Below are 18,130 nucleotides of genomic sequence, written 5' to 3'. Positions count from 1 at the left end.
CCGGATCCGAAGTATGAAGAAAACGATGAAGAATAAAAAATACGCCAAGCGGGATCTCGAAAGGGATCCCGTTTAGCGTATCTAATATTCAGTCTCGCGTATACCCGTCGATTGTTTGACACTTACTATACGAAATGGCGGACCTTTGCATTTTACGGGGGTAAAAGCATGCAGTGCTCCCTAGTGAAAAGACATAGCCAGAGAAAACGGAACCCCCGAAATCCGTTTCACACCGATTTCGGGGGTTTGTTAGAAAAGCAGATAAATCATAAGGGTATACATCCGTTTTTTACTTGAACGCTTCGACAATTTTTTCCGGAAGGTTCTCCAGCGTATCGGGCTCGTCCATCGCGCCGGCCGAAAGAAAATACACATAATCGAGATCGCCGGCACGCTCCAGAGCATCCCTCTGAACCGGTTCTTCCCTTCTGGTGCAGGCATATGGCGAGCAAAGTACATACACCATCCGGCAAAGGCCATGTCCGCGCGCCATCAGCTGATCGATCGTTTTCAGATCGGCAGACGATGGCTGGTTTGCCGTATCGATCACGCGTACAAAAACCGAACGAAGACCTTTGATCAGCAGGCAGTCAAATTCGGCCGGTCTGTCCAAAGAAAGGTTGCCTTCCCGCGATTCAAAGGACATGCCGCCCATAAAATCGTCGTACTTTGAAGTCATGTGCAGATGCGAGACGAGACGGGCACGAAGGATCGCAACCGGATTGCTCAGCAGCTGCTTCAGACGGTGCGAGACAAAGCGCAAAGGCGCACCCGCTTCGAGCGGTTTTGTCCATCCGCTCGAAATCAGAAGCCGTTTCTGAATCAGCCGTTCCAGACACGCCCGGCAGGACGAAACAATCTCAGGCGAATACTGACTTTCCAGACGCGAAAGCTCTTCTTCCAGGTGGCTGGTTTCCAGATCCAGCGGATCCAGCGCAACCTTCACTTCCCTATTTGCAGCTTTTTCGATCTGAACCGTATGTTCGTCCATGACCAGACGGAAATTCCAGAACAGACGCGCAAAGCTTTCCTTCAGATCAAAAGGCGATACTGCGCGAAATTCGAGCGATTCTACGTAGCGGGAATACAGACCGCTCTCTTCTTCAATGAGATGCGCCTGTTTCAGCGCATCCATAATGCGCTTTAGGGCGGGGCGGCAGGCTTCCGGCAGGGCGTAAACCTGCATTCGCTCATGGGCTGGGGCCAGAGCGTGATCATCAAAGACGATTGGCGAAATGTGTACGGAAAGTGCGGAAAGCAGTTCACAGAGCGATGTCCACGCCGCTGGATTTTCGGAATAAATCGCCCACAGCTCTTCGTCGCCTTCATAGTGCGCAAACGCCGGCTGACCGGTTTTCAGACCCAGCCAGTTCATGACTTCCTCATCCTGCATGCAGGGTCTTTCATTGAGACATTCCGGCTGGAGAGAATCGCGTTCCGGACAGTCTGAAAGATCCGGATCCAGATTGTCTTCTTGGAGGGACTTTACAGTATTTAAACGATACGCTTTGCCGCTTTGAACGAGACCTTCCAGCAGGCTTCCTGCCGGTCCGGTTTTCTCAAATCTCTGCACAAACATCCGGGCTAAAACCGAAGGCTTTGAAACGAAGGCTTCTGCATCGTTTTCGATGCTTCCGCTTTCCTCCGTTTTGTTCCTGTCCGATGCCCGATCGAGAGCTTCATCCGAGCAGTCTGGATTCAGGATATAGACGGGAACTTCTCCATCCATTTCGGTTTCGGTGTATACCGGACCGCACCTCGAAGATGAAATGGGCAAAAACGCTGTTGAATCTCCCTCATTCAGAAGTACAAGATCGATTTGAAGACTTTGATGACGGGTGCGCATCAGGCGGGCAATCTGCACAGCCAGCGCATAGTCCCGTTTCGCCTCTTCCTGATTTTTTGGAGCGCAGACCATCCGGAGCTGACGGGGTTCAAACGCAAAAAGCGTATGGAGAATATCTTCCACGTACTCCAAACGAAGTTCCATCCAGATCTGATGTTCGCTGCTGAAATCGAGCAGAAACGGAATTTCATCAATCAGAACTAAATCGTTGATCTTCCAGTCCTTGTAATCGTGACAGGCGGCAAGCGGCCAGAAGCTTTGTTCAAAACGGTTCAGGATATCGGCTGCACGCACGGCTTGCGCCGGATCCAGCTTAGCGAGCGCTTTTTTCAGGATGCCCGTGTGCTTTTTATACGGCCCGCTGGCTTTCTGCTCCCCATTCCAGATTTCCAGAACGCAGCTTTTCCAGGCGAAAAACGCCGACCAGACGGTTTCGTTTGCGCGGGCAATCGATTCCAGTTCCTCCAGTCCCAGAGAAAACGGCGTAGCCGAGGCGCGCACGTCTCTGGCTTTTCGCAAATGGTGCTGGTGCACTTCCACCGAGCGTCGATCCAGATCATCCAGTAAAGCCAGATGTGCTTCATCGGCCTGATCCCACATGGACCGCTCTTTCCAGATTCCGTTCTGAAGCGTCAGACTGGGCGTGGAATCCACCAGCAGCAGATGGTGCTCGTGATGGTCGTACGTTCTGCCCGGAATGCAGGCGTCCAGATCATCCAGCCGGCTCCAGCCGCGGCAGAGCTTTTCGACAATCCAGCGGCGATGTTCCGCGCACACCAGATTTTGTCTGGCCTGGGCATACACCGGATCCGACAGGCGTTTTCGAAATTCGGAAAGTACGTCCTTCGGATTTTGTAGATCGAGCGTCAGATCGAATCCCGCCAGCTTTGCGGGAATAGTCATAGCGGTACATAAAGACGAATAGTACGCGTAAGGATCTTCAAATTCGCGTCTGGCAGCTTCCAGATCCGGCATGCTCTGGCGCTGCCATAACAGATGGGCATTAAACGCCAGCTCATCGAGCAGCCGGCATAGTTTTTCTTCGTCTTTGGAAAACTCTGCATCCGTTCGGATTGGCAAGGCTTCCATACTCGAACATGTAAAATCCGGTTCTTTTTCGTTTTCCTGCCACACAGCCAGCTCGTAGGGGCCCTCAGGAAACTGCTGATGAAAGCGAATATCGCAAAGGACGTTCTCTTGTGCACACAGATCGCTCAGCGAAGCAGCCAGATTGCGGTTTCTGGTATCCCGTGCGAGCGCAATGAAAACGGAATCCGAATGCAGAACGTCTTTTTGCAGTCTTCCCGGCAGATCGAACAGCGTATCCCCGATGAAATCGAGGTGCAGAGGATAAAAACGAATGGTTCCATACGAAGCATTTGCGGGAACGGATTTTTTCACGGTTCCAAAAGGCGTTTCGTAAATGAGACCGAAGAAATCCCGAAGACCCGGCCGCCCTTTTACGTACCGTTCAAATTCTTCCGGATCTTCGCTGACAATCAGAATTTCTACTGGGTTTTCCTCAAACTGAATCATCTGCAAAAGCAGATCGATAACCAGCTCGCTGAAAATGCCAAACCCGATCAGCATGACCCGGTTTTCCCGGCGCGTTTTCCCGTTCAATCGGGGATTTTGCCGGCCGACGGGCAGCTCAAACAGATGCGCATGAAGATGGCGCAGCGGTTCCAGTCCTCTTAAGCGGGAACTCGAAGACGCCTGAAAAAACTGTTCGAGCGAAATGAGCGCGCTCTGCTGCTTTTTGCGCCGCGTCATCTGCCGCACGCGGGATAAGATGGCGTTCAGATCTTCGAGCATCAGTTCCGCGCAAGGATAGCGGCGCGCGCGAGGCGCCAGAGCCCGGCTGATCATCTGCGCAAGCTGTCGTAAAAGGCGCGATGCATTTTTCAGAGCCGGATCCGCGAAGAGCCGGGAATTTTTCAGTTCGGCATACACCGCACCAAACGTACAGCCTGCCGGATTTCCATCCGGGGTTCTTCCGTGTTCGCTGTCTTCTTCGGTAAAAATCAGCGCGTTATACAAAATGGCGCCAATCGAATAGAGATCGGTCTGATTGCTTGGATCTTCCCAAAGCGCTTCGGGTTCCATATAGCCTGGCGTTCCCGTGACAATGAGGCCTGGTTTGTAAACCGAACAGATCGATTCCACATCGTACAGGCAGACGCCCTGCGAGAGATACGTATCGTTGTGCTTGCGGATGCCGAAGTTGGCCGGTTTGAGATCCCGGTGAACCATTCCGCTTTCGTGAAGCGACTGCACGCCGCGCAAAAGCGAACCGATCGCGGTCAGCAGCAGTTCCAGAACTTCACTCGCCGTTTTCGACGACTGACGAATGGAGCGGCAAAGATCCGCGAACGAAACGACGCGGGCAGCCGGCATCCAGATCCAGAAGCTGCCTTTCTGTCCTTCTTCTTCATAAATTTCGTACAAGGGCAGAAAGTTCGCCAGATCCTGCGACTTTCCTTTCTGAAGCGTCTCCCGAAGCAGGAAGTACGGGGCAAGCAGCGGATCGACAAAATCTGCACTCTCGCCCTTTTGTCCGTACTGTTTCAGTACCCCGCGAAAACTTTCCTCGTGATAAGCTTCGTACACCGTAGAAAAAGCTCCTTCGCCAAGTTTTGAACAAATATGAAAAACCCGGCACAGCCGCTCCTCGCTCTGTCTGGAATACAGCACCAGCCGGATTTCATTTGGATTTCGAATTTCCATACCCATTCCCGCATTCTTTTTGGTATTCTTTTGGGCCTTCATATCGGCCTTCTTCTCAGTCAGCTTTTTTTCCTTTTCTTTTCAAGTTTCTTTTCAAGTCTTCTCGCACCGGTGCGTTTTGTCCGTCCCCGGACGACCGTTTTTTTTCAGCTGCTGGCGGTTTTCCTTTACAGCGACATGCTTCTACAGGGGCATGCTTCCCTCGCCCTGCAGCAAAATGGTTCTGCGTATTCGGCGGCTCTCCGGCTTCTGCTTTCTTTCAAAAGGCGAATAAGAAACCGCGCCGTCGGCCTGAAGCCTCCAGGTGCCGGCTTTTGCGATCGTGTCCCCCGAAAAATCAGCAAAAACCGGTGACTCTGGGCTTCGACGAACCAGAATACGTTCTATTCGATTTCCCGGCCCCGGATAGGCAGCCGCATTTGGGCCGGCGTTTTTATATCGACACAAACCGGCGTGCCGTCGTGCCGGTCGTATGTTCGATGCCCTTATCCAGTTTTCGAGCTGGAGCGCTAAAAAGGAACAGTCGTCCACACCGTTTCCTTTTTTCAGATAGCCCGTAATTCCCTCGAAGTTTTCGGATTCTATGAGCTTTCGAGCCTCGGTTTTCATGCGGTTGCGATCGTACAGTAAAGACCAGGCTCCATCCGAACAAAGCAGAATTGACGTATACGGCTTGCCGCAGACGTGTCCGATCTGAAGGAGACGCTCGCCATGCACTGTGGTCGATGCGGGTGTTCCGTTTTGCTTCGAAGCCGGCATGACCAGCAGCCCCCGATCGGTTTCTTCTCCCATCGCCAGGATCATCGCATCGCCAAGCGAGAGATAAAACAGACGATCCGTATCCCGGTCGTATCGAAGCGCGGCGTATATACACGAATAGTCCTCTACGCTGCATCCGGTTTTTTCGGCTTCCAGTCGCTGGGCATTCCACACTTTCTCAAAGATTTTCTGGCGCTGAAGACCGGCCGGCCGGGTCAGATCCAGATCCATCAGCAGATCGAGCAGCGTGTGCACCGCGATTTTTGCGCCTTTCGCCGCTTTTTTACACGTACTGACTCCGTCCGCCAGTGCCAAAACGACACGATTTTCTTCCACTGCCGCGCCGAGGCAGTCTTCGCAGTCTTTCTTTTCCTGGATATGACGCGTACCGCGATCCGACATCCAAAACAGCATTTTTCTTCCTCCACAGACATCTCCCTTCTTCGCCAGGAACTGCCGCGGCGGCAGAGCCGGTTGTTTCGAAAAAGAAAGGCGAAAGACAGAACCGTCCGCAAGGCCACCGATATAAGCAACCGATCTAAATAACCGATATACATAACAGAGAATTTCCTCTCGTATACATAACGGAAAATTCCCTCACGCAGAAGGTGCTGTCGGGCGGCCAGGAGCCGCTAAAGAATCAGGGAGGCGTAGGAGGAGAAGGTCAGCAGGACATCGAACAGATTTTTGCCGCTGACGGGCTGGTAGCCGGCGGCGATCAGATACGGATCCGCCTGCTGCTTAAAGGCTTTGAACAGATCTTCGTAGCACGCCCACATATCGGGGGAATCGACGGCGTGCAGATCGTTGAACAAATAGTAGAAGGCACTCAGCAAAACCGTCCGGCTCATCGCCATAAGCTGCGGCACGCTTCTGGGCTCTGGTTTCGGCTCAGCTTCTTGCGTGTTTGAAGCTTCGGCCTGTTTCTGGGAATCGGCTTGCTTTTTCAAACTGGCCAGTCTGTTTGCTTTCCCGTTTTGTACGGCTGCCTTCGGCAAAGTTTCTGGTACCGTTATCCCATTGTCCCTGGCCAGAACTCTGGCCAGGTTCAGGATTTCTTTGTCATCCAGATTCTGGTCTGCACACTGATTGCGAACCCTGGCCACAAAATCCGTCCAGATTTGCATGGGATCTTCCGCATCCGGTTCTTCTTCGGTATCGGACGGATTCAGCGCTTCCAGAAGCACTTCCGGCAAAAGGTTTTCTTCCTGCTTTCTGAACTGTTTTCCGTCTTTTCCTATAGAAGAGACCAGATTGTTGGCATTGATCAGAAGACGCGCAAACTGTTTGACGTCTTCGCCCGCAACGCCCAGTTTTTCTTCGAGCAGCCCGATCCCCTCTTTTTGCATGGAGCGTACGTCGGTAAACCACAGACCGCCTTTGCACGTCTGGGCATCCACGCCGCGCGCATTGAGCTGATCGAGAATCGCCTGATACTGCGCTCTGGCACTGCGCTGTTCCTGTGCCAGTTCCATGACGGTCGGCGTTCTCCTAGTATCCGTCAGCGCGTAGATATCGCAGTCGTAGTTTTCGAGAAGAAACGCTTTAAAATCCTCCTCCGACCACGAAAGCGCGTCCTGTCCTTCCAGATTCGAGGCGAGAGGGCTCTGCCGGACGTAATTTCGATACTGCTGTGTCGGCGTCTCCATAGCTTTTACGGACTTTCCGCTCTTACTTTTTTCACTGCGGATCGAGTCAATCATCTGTTCCGCGCGCTCAATTTTCTGCGCCGGACTCAGATCGTTCTGGCGAAGGTAGTAGAGATAGACCATTTCCGCGAAGTTCTTGTAATTGATGCCGCGGCCGGTCGGCACATACTCCAGTCCGCCTGCCCGGTTTGTCATGGATTCCGATAAAAAGCGGGTGAGGTTATTGTCGTAGTAGTCCCGGAACAGATTGATTTCGATATCGGAATCGTGATCCAGAATTTCAAAGTCCGCCTGATTGTTCGTAAAGTAGCTCATGTTATAGACAATGGCGAAATAGTACAGCATCTGCACTGTAACGCCCTGTACGCGAAAACGGCCTCGGGCCAGATCATCGATTTTTCGAAGCAGTCCGTATTTGCCTTTCGGCTTCAGATCCGGCCTGTCTGCAGTGGCCAGCGGTTCAAAGACATCGTCATCGAGAAAATCCGCACCGTTTTCGAGCGTCATTCTCGGATTGCCGGATTTTTCGCGGACGCAGCTCTGCAGGTAGTTTTTGCCTCCAAACCCTGCGGATTTTGGAAATCCGCCGTATTTCACAAACTGCCGGAGAATGCGTACCCGAAGCGAATCGTCCTTCCAGGCTGCATCTTCGGGAAAACTCAGACGGTCCACATCGCGTTTGAGATATTCACTGGGTGTGGCATACGTCTGAAAGCGACGATAGAGACTGTTCAGCATGCTGGCTTCGACATCTTCAAACGTTTCCAGCTCGAATGCATACGTGTCGGTAAGGTGAAGATAGTAGTCATTGGACTGATCGGGCAAATACGAAATGCCCAGGCGATCGTAAAGATCCAGCAGCTTTTTTAAAGCGGACGGCCGCATGGATTCGGTGGCTTTTTCCAAAGCTTTCTGCCGCAGCGTGACAGCCCGTTTTGTATACAGGCCGCTGAATTCGTCTTCGAGCGAATCCAGCGCCGAAGCCAAGCGTCGGGTAATCGTTCTCTGGCTTTCCATCGTAGAAACTCCTCCTGTTTCCTGATTTCACAAAAATGATAAGATCCTCGCCAAACTGCCCTCGCGAAGGGGGTAATTTTTTACTGCCTTTCCAAAAACAGCCTCAGCATAGCGGGCATAGCGGGAATCGATCATCGGTTTTCATAAACATATTCGTGATCATTTTGGATGATCGTTCTGTTTCTAGGATATCCAATCGGGATTTAAATGGTCATTCTTTTTGGAACGGGGCAGGAATTGTGTACGATCTCTGAGATTTCCTGCAGGTTCTGGATGGTCCAGAACGAGCAAAAGCGGTGAAAAATGCGCACTGAGCGATGAAAAAATTGCAGATAAGCAGACAAACACAGAGAAAGGCAGAAACAAACAGCTCCATCCAGTCCCTTCTCTGCCTGCGAGAAGGACGGAATGAAACTGTCTGGGTCGTGTCTGTTATTTTCTTGTTCCTGTAAGTTTTACTTGTTCTGGCCAGAGGGCATGCGCGCTGGCTGATTTGAATACAGCATCGTCGTTCTGGACAGCTCATCGAGCCGTTCATCCAGATCGTCGCCGTCCTTTAAAGTCTGGCTCTGGCGCAGTTCGAGCAGCTTGTCGATCACGCCGTTGATACGGTTGAGAAGATCCGTCGAATCCGCCACGTAATTGTCCAGAAAGCGGATCCGCTTTTCCGTTACGTCGGCACTGCCGAATACTTCAACAGCCTGACTGGCGTTTTCATAGTTTTTTTCGAGAACGTCTCTGGCTCCGTCCAGTACGCTCTTGTAGCGGGAAGCAGACATCCAGGAGCTGCCAAAGGAATCCTGAATCAGACGGTCGATCGCATTTTCGCTCTCCTCCGCCTGTTCAATCTGCTTTTTCAAAATGGCCAGACGCTTTCGATACGGTTCGGGAACCTCTCGCTCATATTCCGGCGCTTTCGCCTGGACAGGAAGCGGAGGCTTTTGTTCCGCATCTGGCGCGGACCGCTTTGTCGAAGGGCGGGCCGAATGGGACTGGATGGCTTTGAAAAAGCGCGTTACGGCAAGCAGGCCGTAAAAAAGCGAAAGCATGCAGAACAGAAAAGCAAAGAAATTTTTCGACCGGTCAAAAACACCGAGTAAAAACGTAAAGCAGATGCCAAATACAATCGCATATCCGGCTGCAGCATACGCAGAAAGTTCATCAAACGTGTGAAATGCCTTTTTCCTGTTCAGACTGTTTTTTCTTTGTGCCATGACAATTCCTCTTTTTCTTTCCAGATCCTTGTCCTTTTCACCAGCCCTTTGTCCTTTTTTCCAGAGCTTTGGTCTTTTTTCTTCCCCTTTCGGATGAAGCGTTCGATTCAAAAGATCGGACTGCTATCATTTTAGCAGTCCCTTAGACGAAAAGAACTGCGCCGGACGCCAAATCGTCCAGACGGCCTGTCTTTATTGCCTGCAGGTTTGAAAAGGAAGAATCCTGTGCTTAAAGGGATGGAGAGAGAGGAGAATGCCTATGCAGCAGGCCGCCATGCCGCCAGACGATTTTGGCAAACGAAAAAAGAAGCCGCCTTTGCCGCCGCAAAAGGACTCCCGTTCTTTTCATGCCTCAAATCGCGCCTCAAAAAATACGGCTTCCCAGAACGCTCACAATCGACCGGCTTTTCATCAGATCTCCAGACTGCTTCATGCGCTGAAGCCAGCACCCGTTGCGCTTCTTATCGCCGGTCTGTGCTTTGTCCTGCTTCCGGTTTATGTGATGCGTTCCTCTTCCATCTCCGATTTTCCCTATACGGACGATGCAGACGGCGTGCTTACACTGGAAAAAGCCGGCGTAAGCGTTCAGGTCGCTCACCTTGAGAAGATCAATGGCGTCAGCTTCGCCACCCTGCAGATTTCCAGACAGGATACGCTGAAATCGAAGAGCATGAGTATCAACGTCTACGACACCCGAACAGAAGAAGATGACCCGAATTCGTATTCCGCAGACGCCTGCACCTGGATCGATATGCCCTTTGGCGTCGATACGATGTATCAGACGCTGGCCCTGTCCGGAAGCGAAAAAACGGATCTGGACGCGAACGATCTGTCCTTTTCCGTTGACGGATTTTGGGAAAGCGACCTGCGCTCCGATTACGACTTTCTCGATGAGAAAGGAACGATGAGCGACGAAGACCTGCTGAAAGCATATCGCGAGCTTGGAGATCAGAACTACACCGTTCAGCTGACAGATGACGGCAGGGATTCCAGCTATTCGACGATCGCCTTTTCGTTAAGCTGGCCCGACGATAGACCGAATTCGTATTTTGGACACGTCAACATTCTTTACAAAAAAGAAGGGCAGACCGTATTTGCGGATGTCTACGAAATGAAACCTTCCGCCGGATCGTCCAGCTTTCAGTACGTCTACACCCCTTCCCTTCCGATTCCTGACTACGATGAAGTCGAAGTCCTGAAAATCGACTGAGAAAACATCAAAGCTTCGAAACCCGTTGTTCTGCATGGGCTTTCGGAGCTTTTCTTATTTTTTCGCTATGAAAAGAGGGACGGAATGCTAGATTTTTTTTATGAACTTTGAAAAAATTCGCCCGCAGCTCTGGAAGTATGGCCGCCGTGGGCGCCAGGCGCTTTCGGCCGCCGTCAAAATCGGGATCGGTTCTGCCGCCGCCATTCTGGTCTGTCAGCTTCTGAAGCTTCCCAATGCGGCATCCGCGGGAACCATTACCCTGCTGACTCTGATTGCCCGTACCCGTAAGGATACGATTCAGCTGATCGGCTGGCGTCTGGTTTCCTTTGTGATTACCGTCGTGATCTGTGCCGTCATTTTCCCTCTGGTGGAAAAGTCGTATCTGGCTTACGCTCTGTTTCTTTTCGCCGACGTGCTGATTCTTGATCTGCTCAACTGGCAAAGTACGCTTTCCGTCAACGCGGTCATCGGCGCGCACTTCCTGATCAACCGGGACTTTTCTGCGGAATTTGTGATCGATGAGCTGATTCTGCTCATGATCGGTACGCTCATCGCCTTCGGACTGAATCTTCTGCAGCCGACGCTGAGTGAACGCGAACGCCTGTATCGAAAAATCGGCGCCGTCGAAGCCGAACTGAAAACGTGCCTGTGCGACGTGTCGGCGTATTTGCGCAAGGAACAGAAAGCCGACGTTTCGCGCAGCGATCTCAATCTCCTGCAGGAGGAACTGAACGAATGCATCGCCCAGGCCACCCAGTTTACGCAAAACTCCTTTCACGAACGGGACAAATGGTTTCTGCAGTATTTTGAAGTGCGGCTTTTGCAGTGCATGATTCTCAAGCAGCTGCATGCTCATGTCAAAGCCATTCAGTCCATACCCGGACATGGCAAACTGGCCGCAAATTTTATCGACACGCTCTCCTTTCACGTAACGGAATCTTCCCGGCCAAAAACGCAGCTTGAAGACGTCGACCGCCTCATTCGGCAGGGCGCCTTGTGTCCGGATGAGCAGAGCGATTTTGAAAGTCAGGCGATGTTTTATCACGTGCTGCTCGACTTGAAGGAATACCTGCAGCTCGAGAGCGAATTTCTTTCTTCCTTAAGTCCAAGACAGCTTCGCCAGTACGAAGAAAAGGTAAATTACCTCCCAAAAGAAGCTGTTTCGTAATCCATCCAAGTCCGGGTTATCGACAGTTTCGAGCCTGCTCTCTTTCGCGCTGATCTGCTTGCGCCCCTTCCCGCATGCATATATTCGTCAAAAAAGGAGGCACATCCGTCTTGAAAATCAAGACGGACCCCTTGGTCCGCTGGAAAAACCTGAAAAGCCGCCCCCATAAAATAAAACAGAATCTGTTCCTTTGAGAGATGCCGAGACTGGCATCTCTTTTTCTTTTCCCGCTTTTGCCTGCACGATTGGCGGCAGGCGTTTTATGCCTGAATCGGGACGATTCAGTGTTTTCGGCCCATGGGAAGAAAAGGCTTTCCCCGTTTTCGTTTTTGCGTTTTATCGTATTATTCACTTTATATAAAGCTGTTTTTTCAACGGGAAATTTCCCGCCGTCCTGGGAAATACCCAGAGTTTGAAGCGCTTTCCCAACGTCCTTGCAAACCATTTACCTGTTTCTGGAAGTTTTCTATTCTGTCCTCGTCAACAGGGCGAACAGCCAGGGAGGAAAAAATTATGAGCATTGTATTAGCCAGAGTCGACCAGCGGCTCATCCACGGAATCGTCGTGACCCAGTGGGCAGGAGTGACGAAAGCCAAACGCCTGATGGTCATCGACGACATCGTATCCGGCGATGAAATCCAGAAACAGGCGATGCGCATGAGCAAGCCGGCCGGAACAGGCATGTCCATCATCGACACCGAAACCGCCATCCGTAACTTCAAAGCGGGCAAGTACAACAACCACAACGTCTTCGTCATTGTGCGCGAGCCGGAAACGCTCGTCACCCTCAAGGAAAACGGTATTGAGATTCCGAAAGTCAACATCGGCATTCTCTTCGACGGCGAAGGCAAAAAGACGGTGAAAAAGATGGTTTCCGTCAGTGAAAAGGAAGTCCAGGACTTCCGCCGTCTGCAGCAGCTCGGCGTACCGGTAACGTTCCACTATGTACCGGGCGAGAGCGAAGAAGCCTTTGAAACGTACATCAAGGACGAAAAAACCGTCCCGATCCAGACGGATCTCTCTAAGCAACTTCACCCTTTTGCCAAAGAGGCGCTCGCAGTCGATTCAAACCAGGAAATCTGAACACGCAGATCAATCATTCTGAGAAAGGAAACTGAATATGGAAATTTTACAGGCTATCCTGATCATCCTGCTCGCTTGCTGGATGGTCATTGACCAGCAGGGGCTCGTCCTCATGACCTGGTTTCCCATCATGATCTCGGTTCCTGCCGGCATCATCATGGGCGATCTCACTACCGCACTTATGATCGGCGGAACATTTCAGCTGATGAACCTTGGCGTCGCCAACATTGGAGGCAGTTCCGTCCCCAACTGGGGACTAGCCGCACTGGTCGGCATCTTCGTTGCCTGCCGTACCACGGGCGATCTCGATTCCGCCAAAGCCGTTGCGCTGGCGGTCGGCGTTCCTGTCGGCATGCTCGGCATTCAGCTCGACGTTCTTGCCAAACTGCTCAACACCTACGTAGCCAACGCAGCCAAAAAAGCCTGCGATGCGCTGAACTTCAAAAAAATGGAACGCATTCTCTGGCTTGGACCCGTCATCTTCATGCTTTCCACCGCTCTGCCAACTGCACTTTGCGTCATCTTCGGCGAACAGATCGTCAGCTTCATTCTTTCCGTTGTTCCCGAATGGTTTACCAATGGACTGTCCATCGCGGGCAACATGCTTCCGGTTGTCGGTATCGCGCTTCTGCTTCAGGTTATGCCGGCTAAGAAATACCTGTCCATGCTTCTGGCCGGATTCGTACTATCGGCCTATCTGAACGTGCCGATGCTCGGCGTTTCGATCATCGGTCTGGCTCTTGCCTACTATTACTTCACCACCGCATCGTCTAAGCCGGCCGCTGCCGTCGCAAAGAGTGCCGGCGATACTGCAATCATCGAAGAGGAAGGAGATGACTGGGATGAGTAAAAACATGGAAACTCCATCCGTTATTCAGGAAAACAGCCCGGCACCCGCAGCCGAAAGCCATCGGGTGCTGACCAAAAAAGATATTCGTACTGCTGCATTTCGCTACATGTTCATGGCCTGCAACGTTTTCAACTACGAAAGCCAGCAGGGACCTGGCGTCGTTTTCGGTCTGAAGAAAGCACTGCGCAAGCTCTATCCGAACGATGAAGATTACCGGGCTTCGCTCGACAACCAGTTCAAGTACTTCAACACTACAACCTGGATGGCCAACATTCTTCTTGGCGCCTCGCTGGCCATGGAGGAAAAAGACGGTCTGGAGGCGCTCGACACCGTACAGAACTTCAAGACCGGCATGATGGGGCCTTTAGCCGGAATCGGCGACACCCTGATCTGGGTTCTGTATCCGACCATCATGGGATCCATCGCAGCCTACATGGGTCTGGAAGGCAATCCGATCGGCGCCGTCATCTGGATGGTCCTGAATGTCTGCTTCCTGTTCCTTCGCTTCAAGCTGTTCGACCTCGGCTATGAATCCGGTCTGAAGCTGATTACTGCTTTAGGCGACAAACTGCAGACGTTTACCCAGGCCGCTTCCATCATGGGGCTGACCGTCGTAGGCGCCCTCATTCCTTCCGTAATCCATATGACGGTCGGTCTGGAATTTGCGTTTGGCGAAGTGGCTCTGAACATTCAGACGGGCGTACTCGATTCGATCATGCCAGCTCTGCTCCCCGCACTGCTTACCTTTACGGTGTACAAGCTGCTCTCTTCGCGAAAAATGAGCGTCATTCAAATCATCTTCGCCATCATTGCGCTGGCGCTGGTCTGCTCCTTCTTCGGTATTCTGACCGTTTAATTTCCTTACTTTGTCTTTCCCTTCTGGAAAGGCGCACCGGAATAAAACAGCTGCCGGCTTTTCTTTCAATAAAATTTCCGGCAGCTGCTCTCGTTCTGATCGTTCTGCATTCTCATTTCTTTACCCCATTTACGAAAGGATACCTGCTGATCATGACCAAAATCATTCTCGCCAGCCATCACACTATGGCTTCCGGCTTAAAAGATACTCTCAACTACATCTTCCCTTCCGATCTTGAAATTGCGGACATTTCCGCCTACCTGAACAACACCCCCATCGAAGAAGAACTCGCCGCTGTCATCGATCCTGTCGATCCGGCCGATGAAATTCTGATCTTTACCGACATGCCTGGCGGTTCGGTCTGCCAGGCATGCGCGCCCTACATTCTCAAACGGCCCAATACGCATCTGTTTGCGGGAATGAATTTGCCGCTGGTGCTTACTCTGGCGCTGCAGGCGCAGAGCGGTGCTCTGGATGAAGCAGCCATTGAAACCGCCATTGCGGAAGCCCGCTCGCAAATTGTTTACGTCAACGCGTCCTTTGGCGCATCCGACGATGACGAGGAGGATGAATAATGCGCGGCAAGTCGACCGACTGGTGGAAAAGCAGCGTCATTTATCAGATTTACCCCCAGTCTTTTCAGGACAGCAACAACGACGGCATCGGCGATCTCAACGGGATCCGCTCCCGTCTGGACTACATTCAGAAGCTTGGCGCAGACACGATCTGGCTGAACCCAATCTATGTATCTCCGCTTATCGATAACGGATACGATATTGCCGACTACCGGGCCATTCATCCGCAGTACGGAACGATGGAAGACTTTGAGCAGCTGCTCAGAGAAGCCCATGAAAAAGGGATTCGCATCATTATGGATCTAGTCGTTAATCACACATCCGATCAGCACGAATGGTTTAAGCAGTCCCGCTCTTCCCGAAACAATCCTTATTCCGATTTCTACATCTGGAAAGACGCGAAAGAAGACGGCTCGCTTCCCAACAACTGGGGCTCGACGTTTGGCGGACCGGCCTGGACGTACGTTCCCGAACGCGATCAGTACTATTTGCACTGCTTTGCCAAAGAGCAGCCCGATCTGAACTGGGAAAATCCGGCGGTTCGCGAAGCGGTTTATGAAGACATGCGCTTCTGGCTGGATAAAGGTGTCGACGGATTTCGCATGGATGTCATTTCGGTCATCTCCAAAGATCCCGCCTTCCCGGACAATGACGGCCGCTTCCCCTATACAAAGTCCTATTACATGGGCAGTTCCAACGGACCGCGCGTTCATGAATTCCTGCAGGAAATGAATGAGCAGGTGCTCAGCCGCTACGATGTGATGACCGTCGGCGAAACGCCAAACACCACAACAAAGCAGGCTCTGCTTTTTACCGATCCGGCGCGAAAAGAACTCAACATGGTTTTCCAGTTTGAACACATGCATCTCGATTATGGAAAATACGGCAAGTTTTCCGTCGAACGCGCTCCGCTTGCCGATCTGAAGGAAAACCTGTCCAAATGGCAGAACGATCTGGAACAGGGATGGAATTCCCTGTACTGGAACAACCACGATCAGCCGCGTGCCGTATCCCGCTATGGCGACGATCAGCGCTTCCGCATCGAATCCGCAAAAATGCTTGGCACCCTGCTTCATGGCATGAAGGGAACGCCCTTCGTTTACATGGGTGAAGAAATTGGTCAGGTAAACCCGGAATTTGAACGTCTGGAAGACTATCAGGATATCGAGACCCGCGCCTTTATCGATCTGCTTCGCGAAAACGGAGAATCCGAAGAGTTCATTCGTACCGTCTGCCATAACGGCAGCCGGGACAATGCCCGTACGCCGATGCAATGGGATTCAAACAAGTCCAATTACGGCTTCTCAAAAAGCGAGCCCTGGCTGCCCTTTACCAAAGCCAGAGACGTTTTTACCGTCGAAGACGCGCTGAACGATCCCAATTCCGTCTTCTACCATTACCAGAAGCTCATCGCTCTGCGAAAAGAACTCCCGGTTTTGCGCAACGGAACGTACTCGCTCAAAATGAAAGATCATCCAGAGATCTTCGCTTATAAACGAGCCAACGAAAACAGCAGCCTGTATATCATCTGCAGCTTCGCCGATCAGGATATTCCGTTCTCCCTATCCGATCTTGGCCTTTCCAAAGAAGAAGAAAAATGTCTTTCATGCGCAAAGCTTCTCCTTTCCAATTACTGCGACACCCCAGAAACGCTCTCGAAGATCCAGACGCTTCGTCCTTATGAAGCGCTCATGATTCTTTTTGACAAGACGATCGACTGATTTTGAAGACTCCAGAATCTGGAGTCTTTTCTGTTTCTGCGCTTTGATCTTTTCAGTAAGCGGAGTGCCCCTCACACTTCGCCTGATCACGGAATGTGCACGAAAAAGGGATGGATGTAAAAACGGTCTTATCGATTTCTGAAAATTCCTGTACCTTAAAAACGGACCGAAAGAGTATGGCTGTACAAAACCTGTTTTTCTTTTCCATCCATTCTGGATGGACTATCCCCCGCACTAAGGAGAAAGGAGAAGGATCATGAATTTTTTCCAGCAGGTAAAAGTGAGCTATGACGGCTTAAACGATACAGAAAAGGAAATGGCCAGTTTTCTCGTTTCCCATACAGAAGATCTTTGCGGCCTGTCCATTAACGATATGGCGAAAATGCTGCAGTCGAGCCGGTCATCCGTACTGCGCCTGGCGCAGAAACTCGGCTATCGCGGCTATTCCCAGATGAAATTTGAAATGCAGGAAGCGTTGAATGCGCGGGAAGTCATTCCGCAGGATCTGGTCGATCAGTACCGTCACGATGTGATGCGAACGTTCGATATGTGCGCGCAGTTCAATTACACGCCGCTGCTGAAAGCCATCGATTCGGCAAATCGCCTGATCATTTACGCGACCGGATTTGTACAGAACAACTATTCCCAGCAGTTTTCTTCGGAGCTTTTTCTCTACGGCAAGCCGAATCATCTGATTTCTGGAGAAACGAACTTTGAAATTATCGCCCGTACACTGACGCCGGACGATCTGGTCATTATCACCAGTCTCAGCGGAGAAACCCCGCATCTCAAAAACATCGTCAATCTGCTCAACATTCGAAAAGTCCCGATCTGTTCGGTGACGATGCTTTCCAAAAACTCTCTCAGCGATCACAGCCAGTTCTCGCTGCACTATGAAATCTCCCCGCTTCCACTGCAGGCCGAAGACTCCAAATCCATGAACGCCCTTTCCATCGCATTAACAGTTCTGGCAAGAAAGTATCTGGAATACGCGCACTTCGATGAAATGTAAACTGCAAATCCAGGCGTCCGATCCGCGAGCCGCTGAAAGCGAAGAATTCTCTGTTCATAAAACGCAGACAAAGAAAAATCCCCGAAGAATATCGGATTTCTCCTTTATCTTTCGGGGATTTCATTTTGTTCGGCAACTACTTATCTTTGCCTTGTGGCTATTGTCAGCGCAAGATGGCTTAGCTTCCATGTTCGGGATGTAAATGGGCGTATCCCATCCGCTATCGTCACCGTACTTTTAAAGTTTATCAAATGGATCTTCCAAAAACAAACATCAGTCTTCCAGCATAACGATCTAACGCGATCGTTGGTTTCCATAGTGGCTTCTTGCGTATAGCTTTCTCGAATCTTAGATTAAGCTTTCGACCGATTAGTACTGGCCAACTCCGCGAATCGCTTCGCTTCCATCTCCAGCCTATCGCCTTGTCGTCTTCAAGGGGTCTT

13 protein-coding genes and 2 rRNA genes are annotated in these 18,130 nt (G+C 51.3%); 8 read left to right on the top strand and 7 right to left on the bottom strand.

Going from position 1 to position 18,130, the window contains the following annotated elements; all coding sequences use genetic code 11:
- Window positions 1-289 precede the first annotated feature (289 nt).
- The 4 genes from Afil_RS08990 to Afil_RS08975 form a co-directional block, all read right to left on the bottom strand.
- The gene (locus tag Afil_RS08990; RefSeq protein WP_230268224.1) at window positions 290-4,615 is read right to left on the bottom strand and encodes a protein kinase domain-containing protein; all 4,326 of its coding nucleotides are present in this window, start codon (window positions 4,613-4,615) and stop codon (window positions 290-292) included.
- A gap of 141 nt (window positions 4,616-4,756) precedes the next feature.
- Window positions 4,757-5,746: a protein phosphatase 2C domain-containing protein gene (locus Afil_RS08985; RefSeq protein WP_230268223.1), complete on the bottom strand. Its 990-nt coding sequence runs from the start codon at window positions 5,744-5,746 to the stop codon at window positions 4,757-4,759.
- Window positions 5,747-5,964: 218 nt separating this feature from the next.
- Complete coding sequence (locus Afil_RS08980) at window positions 5,965-7,998, bottom strand: hypothetical protein (protein WP_230268222.1); 2,034 nt, start codon at window positions 7,996-7,998, stop codon at window positions 5,965-5,967.
- A 455-nt stretch (window positions 7,999-8,453) separates the two neighbouring features.
- A complete protein-coding gene (locus tag Afil_RS08975) occupies window positions 8,454-9,212 on the bottom strand; it encodes a hypothetical protein (protein WP_230268221.1) in 759 nt (252 codons plus the stop codon).
- Window positions 9,213-9,465: 253 nt separating this feature from the next.
- Between Afil_RS08975 and Afil_RS08970 the strand changes: the two genes are divergently transcribed.
- Together Afil_RS08970 and Afil_RS08965 are read left to right on the top strand one after the other, a co-directional pair.
- Window positions 9,466-10,422: a hypothetical protein gene (locus Afil_RS08970; protein ID WP_230268220.1), complete on the top strand. Its 957-nt coding sequence runs from the start codon at window positions 9,466-9,468 to the stop codon at window positions 10,420-10,422.
- A gap of 100 nt (window positions 10,423-10,522) precedes the next feature.
- Window positions 10,523-11,590 (top strand): aromatic acid exporter family protein, encoded by a 1,068-nt coding sequence (locus Afil_RS08965; protein WP_230268219.1) that lies wholly within the window; start codon window positions 10,523-10,525, stop codon window positions 11,588-11,590.
- A 16-nt stretch (window positions 11,591-11,606) separates the two neighbouring features.
- On the opposite strand, the gene Afil_RS08960 is transcribed toward Afil_RS08965, so the two are convergent.
- The gene (locus Afil_RS08960) at window positions 11,607-12,035 is read right to left on the bottom strand and encodes a hypothetical protein (RefSeq protein WP_230268218.1); all 429 of its coding nucleotides are present in this window, start codon (window positions 12,033-12,035) and stop codon (window positions 11,607-11,609) included.
- Window positions 12,036-12,103: 68 nt separating this feature from the next.
- Between Afil_RS08960 and Afil_RS08955 the strand changes: the two genes are divergently transcribed.
- The 6 genes from Afil_RS08955 (at window position 12,104) to Afil_RS08930 (ending at window position 17,687) form a co-directional block, all read left to right on the top strand.
- Window positions 12,104-12,673, top strand: coding sequence for a PTS sugar transporter subunit IIB (locus tag Afil_RS08955; RefSeq protein WP_230268217.1), 570 nt, complete (start codon window positions 12,104-12,106; stop codon window positions 12,671-12,673).
- A 37-nt stretch (window positions 12,674-12,710) separates the two neighbouring features.
- Window positions 12,711-13,523 carry a PTS mannose/fructose/sorbose/N-acetylgalactosamine transporter subunit IIC gene (locus Afil_RS08950; protein ID WP_230268216.1) on the top strand — a complete coding sequence of 271 codons (813 nt, stop codon included), beginning with the start codon at window positions 12,711-12,713 and terminating at the stop codon, window positions 13,521-13,523.
- A complete protein-coding gene (locus tag Afil_RS08945; protein WP_230268215.1) occupies window positions 13,516-14,379 on the top strand; it encodes a PTS system mannose/fructose/sorbose family transporter subunit IID in 864 nt (287 codons plus the stop codon). The genes Afil_RS08950 and Afil_RS08945 overlap by 8 nt, the downstream gene beginning before the upstream one ends.
- A gap of 152 nt (window positions 14,380-14,531) precedes the next feature.
- Entirely contained in the window at window positions 14,532-14,954 is a 423-nt protein-coding gene (locus Afil_RS08940) for a PTS sugar transporter subunit IIA (RefSeq protein WP_230268214.1), read from the top strand.
- On the top strand, window positions 14,954-16,675 hold the full coding sequence (locus Afil_RS08935; protein ID WP_230268213.1) for an alpha-glucosidase: 1,722 nt from the start codon (window positions 14,954-14,956) through the stop codon (window positions 16,673-16,675). Before Afil_RS08940 ends, Afil_RS08935 begins: the two co-directional genes overlap by 1 nt.
- Before the next feature lie 256 nt (window positions 16,676-16,931).
- Entirely contained in the window at window positions 16,932-17,687 is a 756-nt protein-coding gene (locus Afil_RS08930; RefSeq protein WP_230268212.1) for a MurR/RpiR family transcriptional regulator, read from the top strand.
- A gap of 127 nt (window positions 17,688-17,814) precedes the next feature.
- Here the strand turns inward: Afil_RS08930 and rrf are convergent.
- Both rrf and Afil_RS08920 read right to left on the bottom strand, forming a co-directional pair.
- A 5S ribosomal RNA gene (gene rrf / locus Afil_RS08925) occupies window positions 17,815-17,921 on the bottom strand.
- Between the two features lie 115 nt (window positions 17,922-18,036).
- Window positions 18,037-18,130, bottom strand: a 23S ribosomal RNA gene (locus tag Afil_RS08920); the annotation flags it as partial.

It is taken from the genome of Allobaculum fili (genome assembly GCF_020969955.1).
Taxonomy (GTDB): domain Bacteria; phylum Bacillota_I; class Bacilli_A; order Erysipelotrichales; family Erysipelotrichaceae; genus Allobaculum; species Allobaculum fili.
Note: the sequence above shows the minus strand (reverse complement) of the source record. Positions and strands in the feature narration are given on the sequence as shown.

Excerpts from the sequence above, each read along its gene's own strand:
- Afil_RS08990 (WP_230268224.1), bottom strand. The coding sequence starts at position 4,615 with ATGAAGGCCCAAAAGAATACCAAAAAGAATGCGGGAATGGGTATGGAA.
- Afil_RS08985 (WP_230268223.1), bottom strand. The coding sequence starts at position 5,746 with ATGCTGTTTTGGATGTCGGATCGCGGTACGCGTCATATCCAGGAAAAG.
- Afil_RS08980 (WP_230268222.1), bottom strand. The coding sequence starts at position 7,998 with ATGGAAAGCCAGAGAACGATTACCCGACGCTTGGCTTCGGCGCTGGAT.
- Afil_RS08975 (WP_230268221.1), bottom strand. The coding sequence starts at position 9,212 with ATGGCACAAAGAAAAAACAGTCTGAACAGGAAAAAGGCATTTCACACG.
- Afil_RS08970 (WP_230268220.1), top strand. The coding sequence starts at position 9,466 with ATGCCTATGCAGCAGGCCGCCATGCCGCCAGACGATTTTGGCAAACGA.
- Afil_RS08965 (WP_230268219.1), top strand. The coding sequence starts at position 10,523 with ATGAACTTTGAAAAAATTCGCCCGCAGCTCTGGAAGTATGGCCGCCGT.
- Afil_RS08960 (WP_230268218.1), bottom strand. The coding sequence starts at position 12,035 with ATGGTTTGCAAGGACGTTGGGAAAGCGCTTCAAACTCTGGGTATTTCC.
- Afil_RS08955 (WP_230268217.1), top strand. The coding sequence starts at position 12,104 with ATGAGCATTGTATTAGCCAGAGTCGACCAGCGGCTCATCCACGGAATC.
- Afil_RS08950 (WP_230268216.1), top strand. The coding sequence starts at position 12,711 with ATGGAAATTTTACAGGCTATCCTGATCATCCTGCTCGCTTGCTGGATG.
- Afil_RS08945 (WP_230268215.1), top strand. The coding sequence starts at position 13,516 with ATGAGTAAAAACATGGAAACTCCATCCGTTATTCAGGAAAACAGCCCG.
- Afil_RS08940 (WP_230268214.1), top strand. The coding sequence starts at position 14,532 with ATGACCAAAATCATTCTCGCCAGCCATCACACTATGGCTTCCGGCTTA.
- Afil_RS08935 (WP_230268213.1), top strand. The coding sequence starts at position 14,954 with ATGCGCGGCAAGTCGACCGACTGGTGGAAAAGCAGCGTCATTTATCAG.
- Afil_RS08930 (WP_230268212.1), top strand. The coding sequence starts at position 16,932 with ATGAATTTTTTCCAGCAGGTAAAAGTGAGCTATGACGGCTTAAACGAT.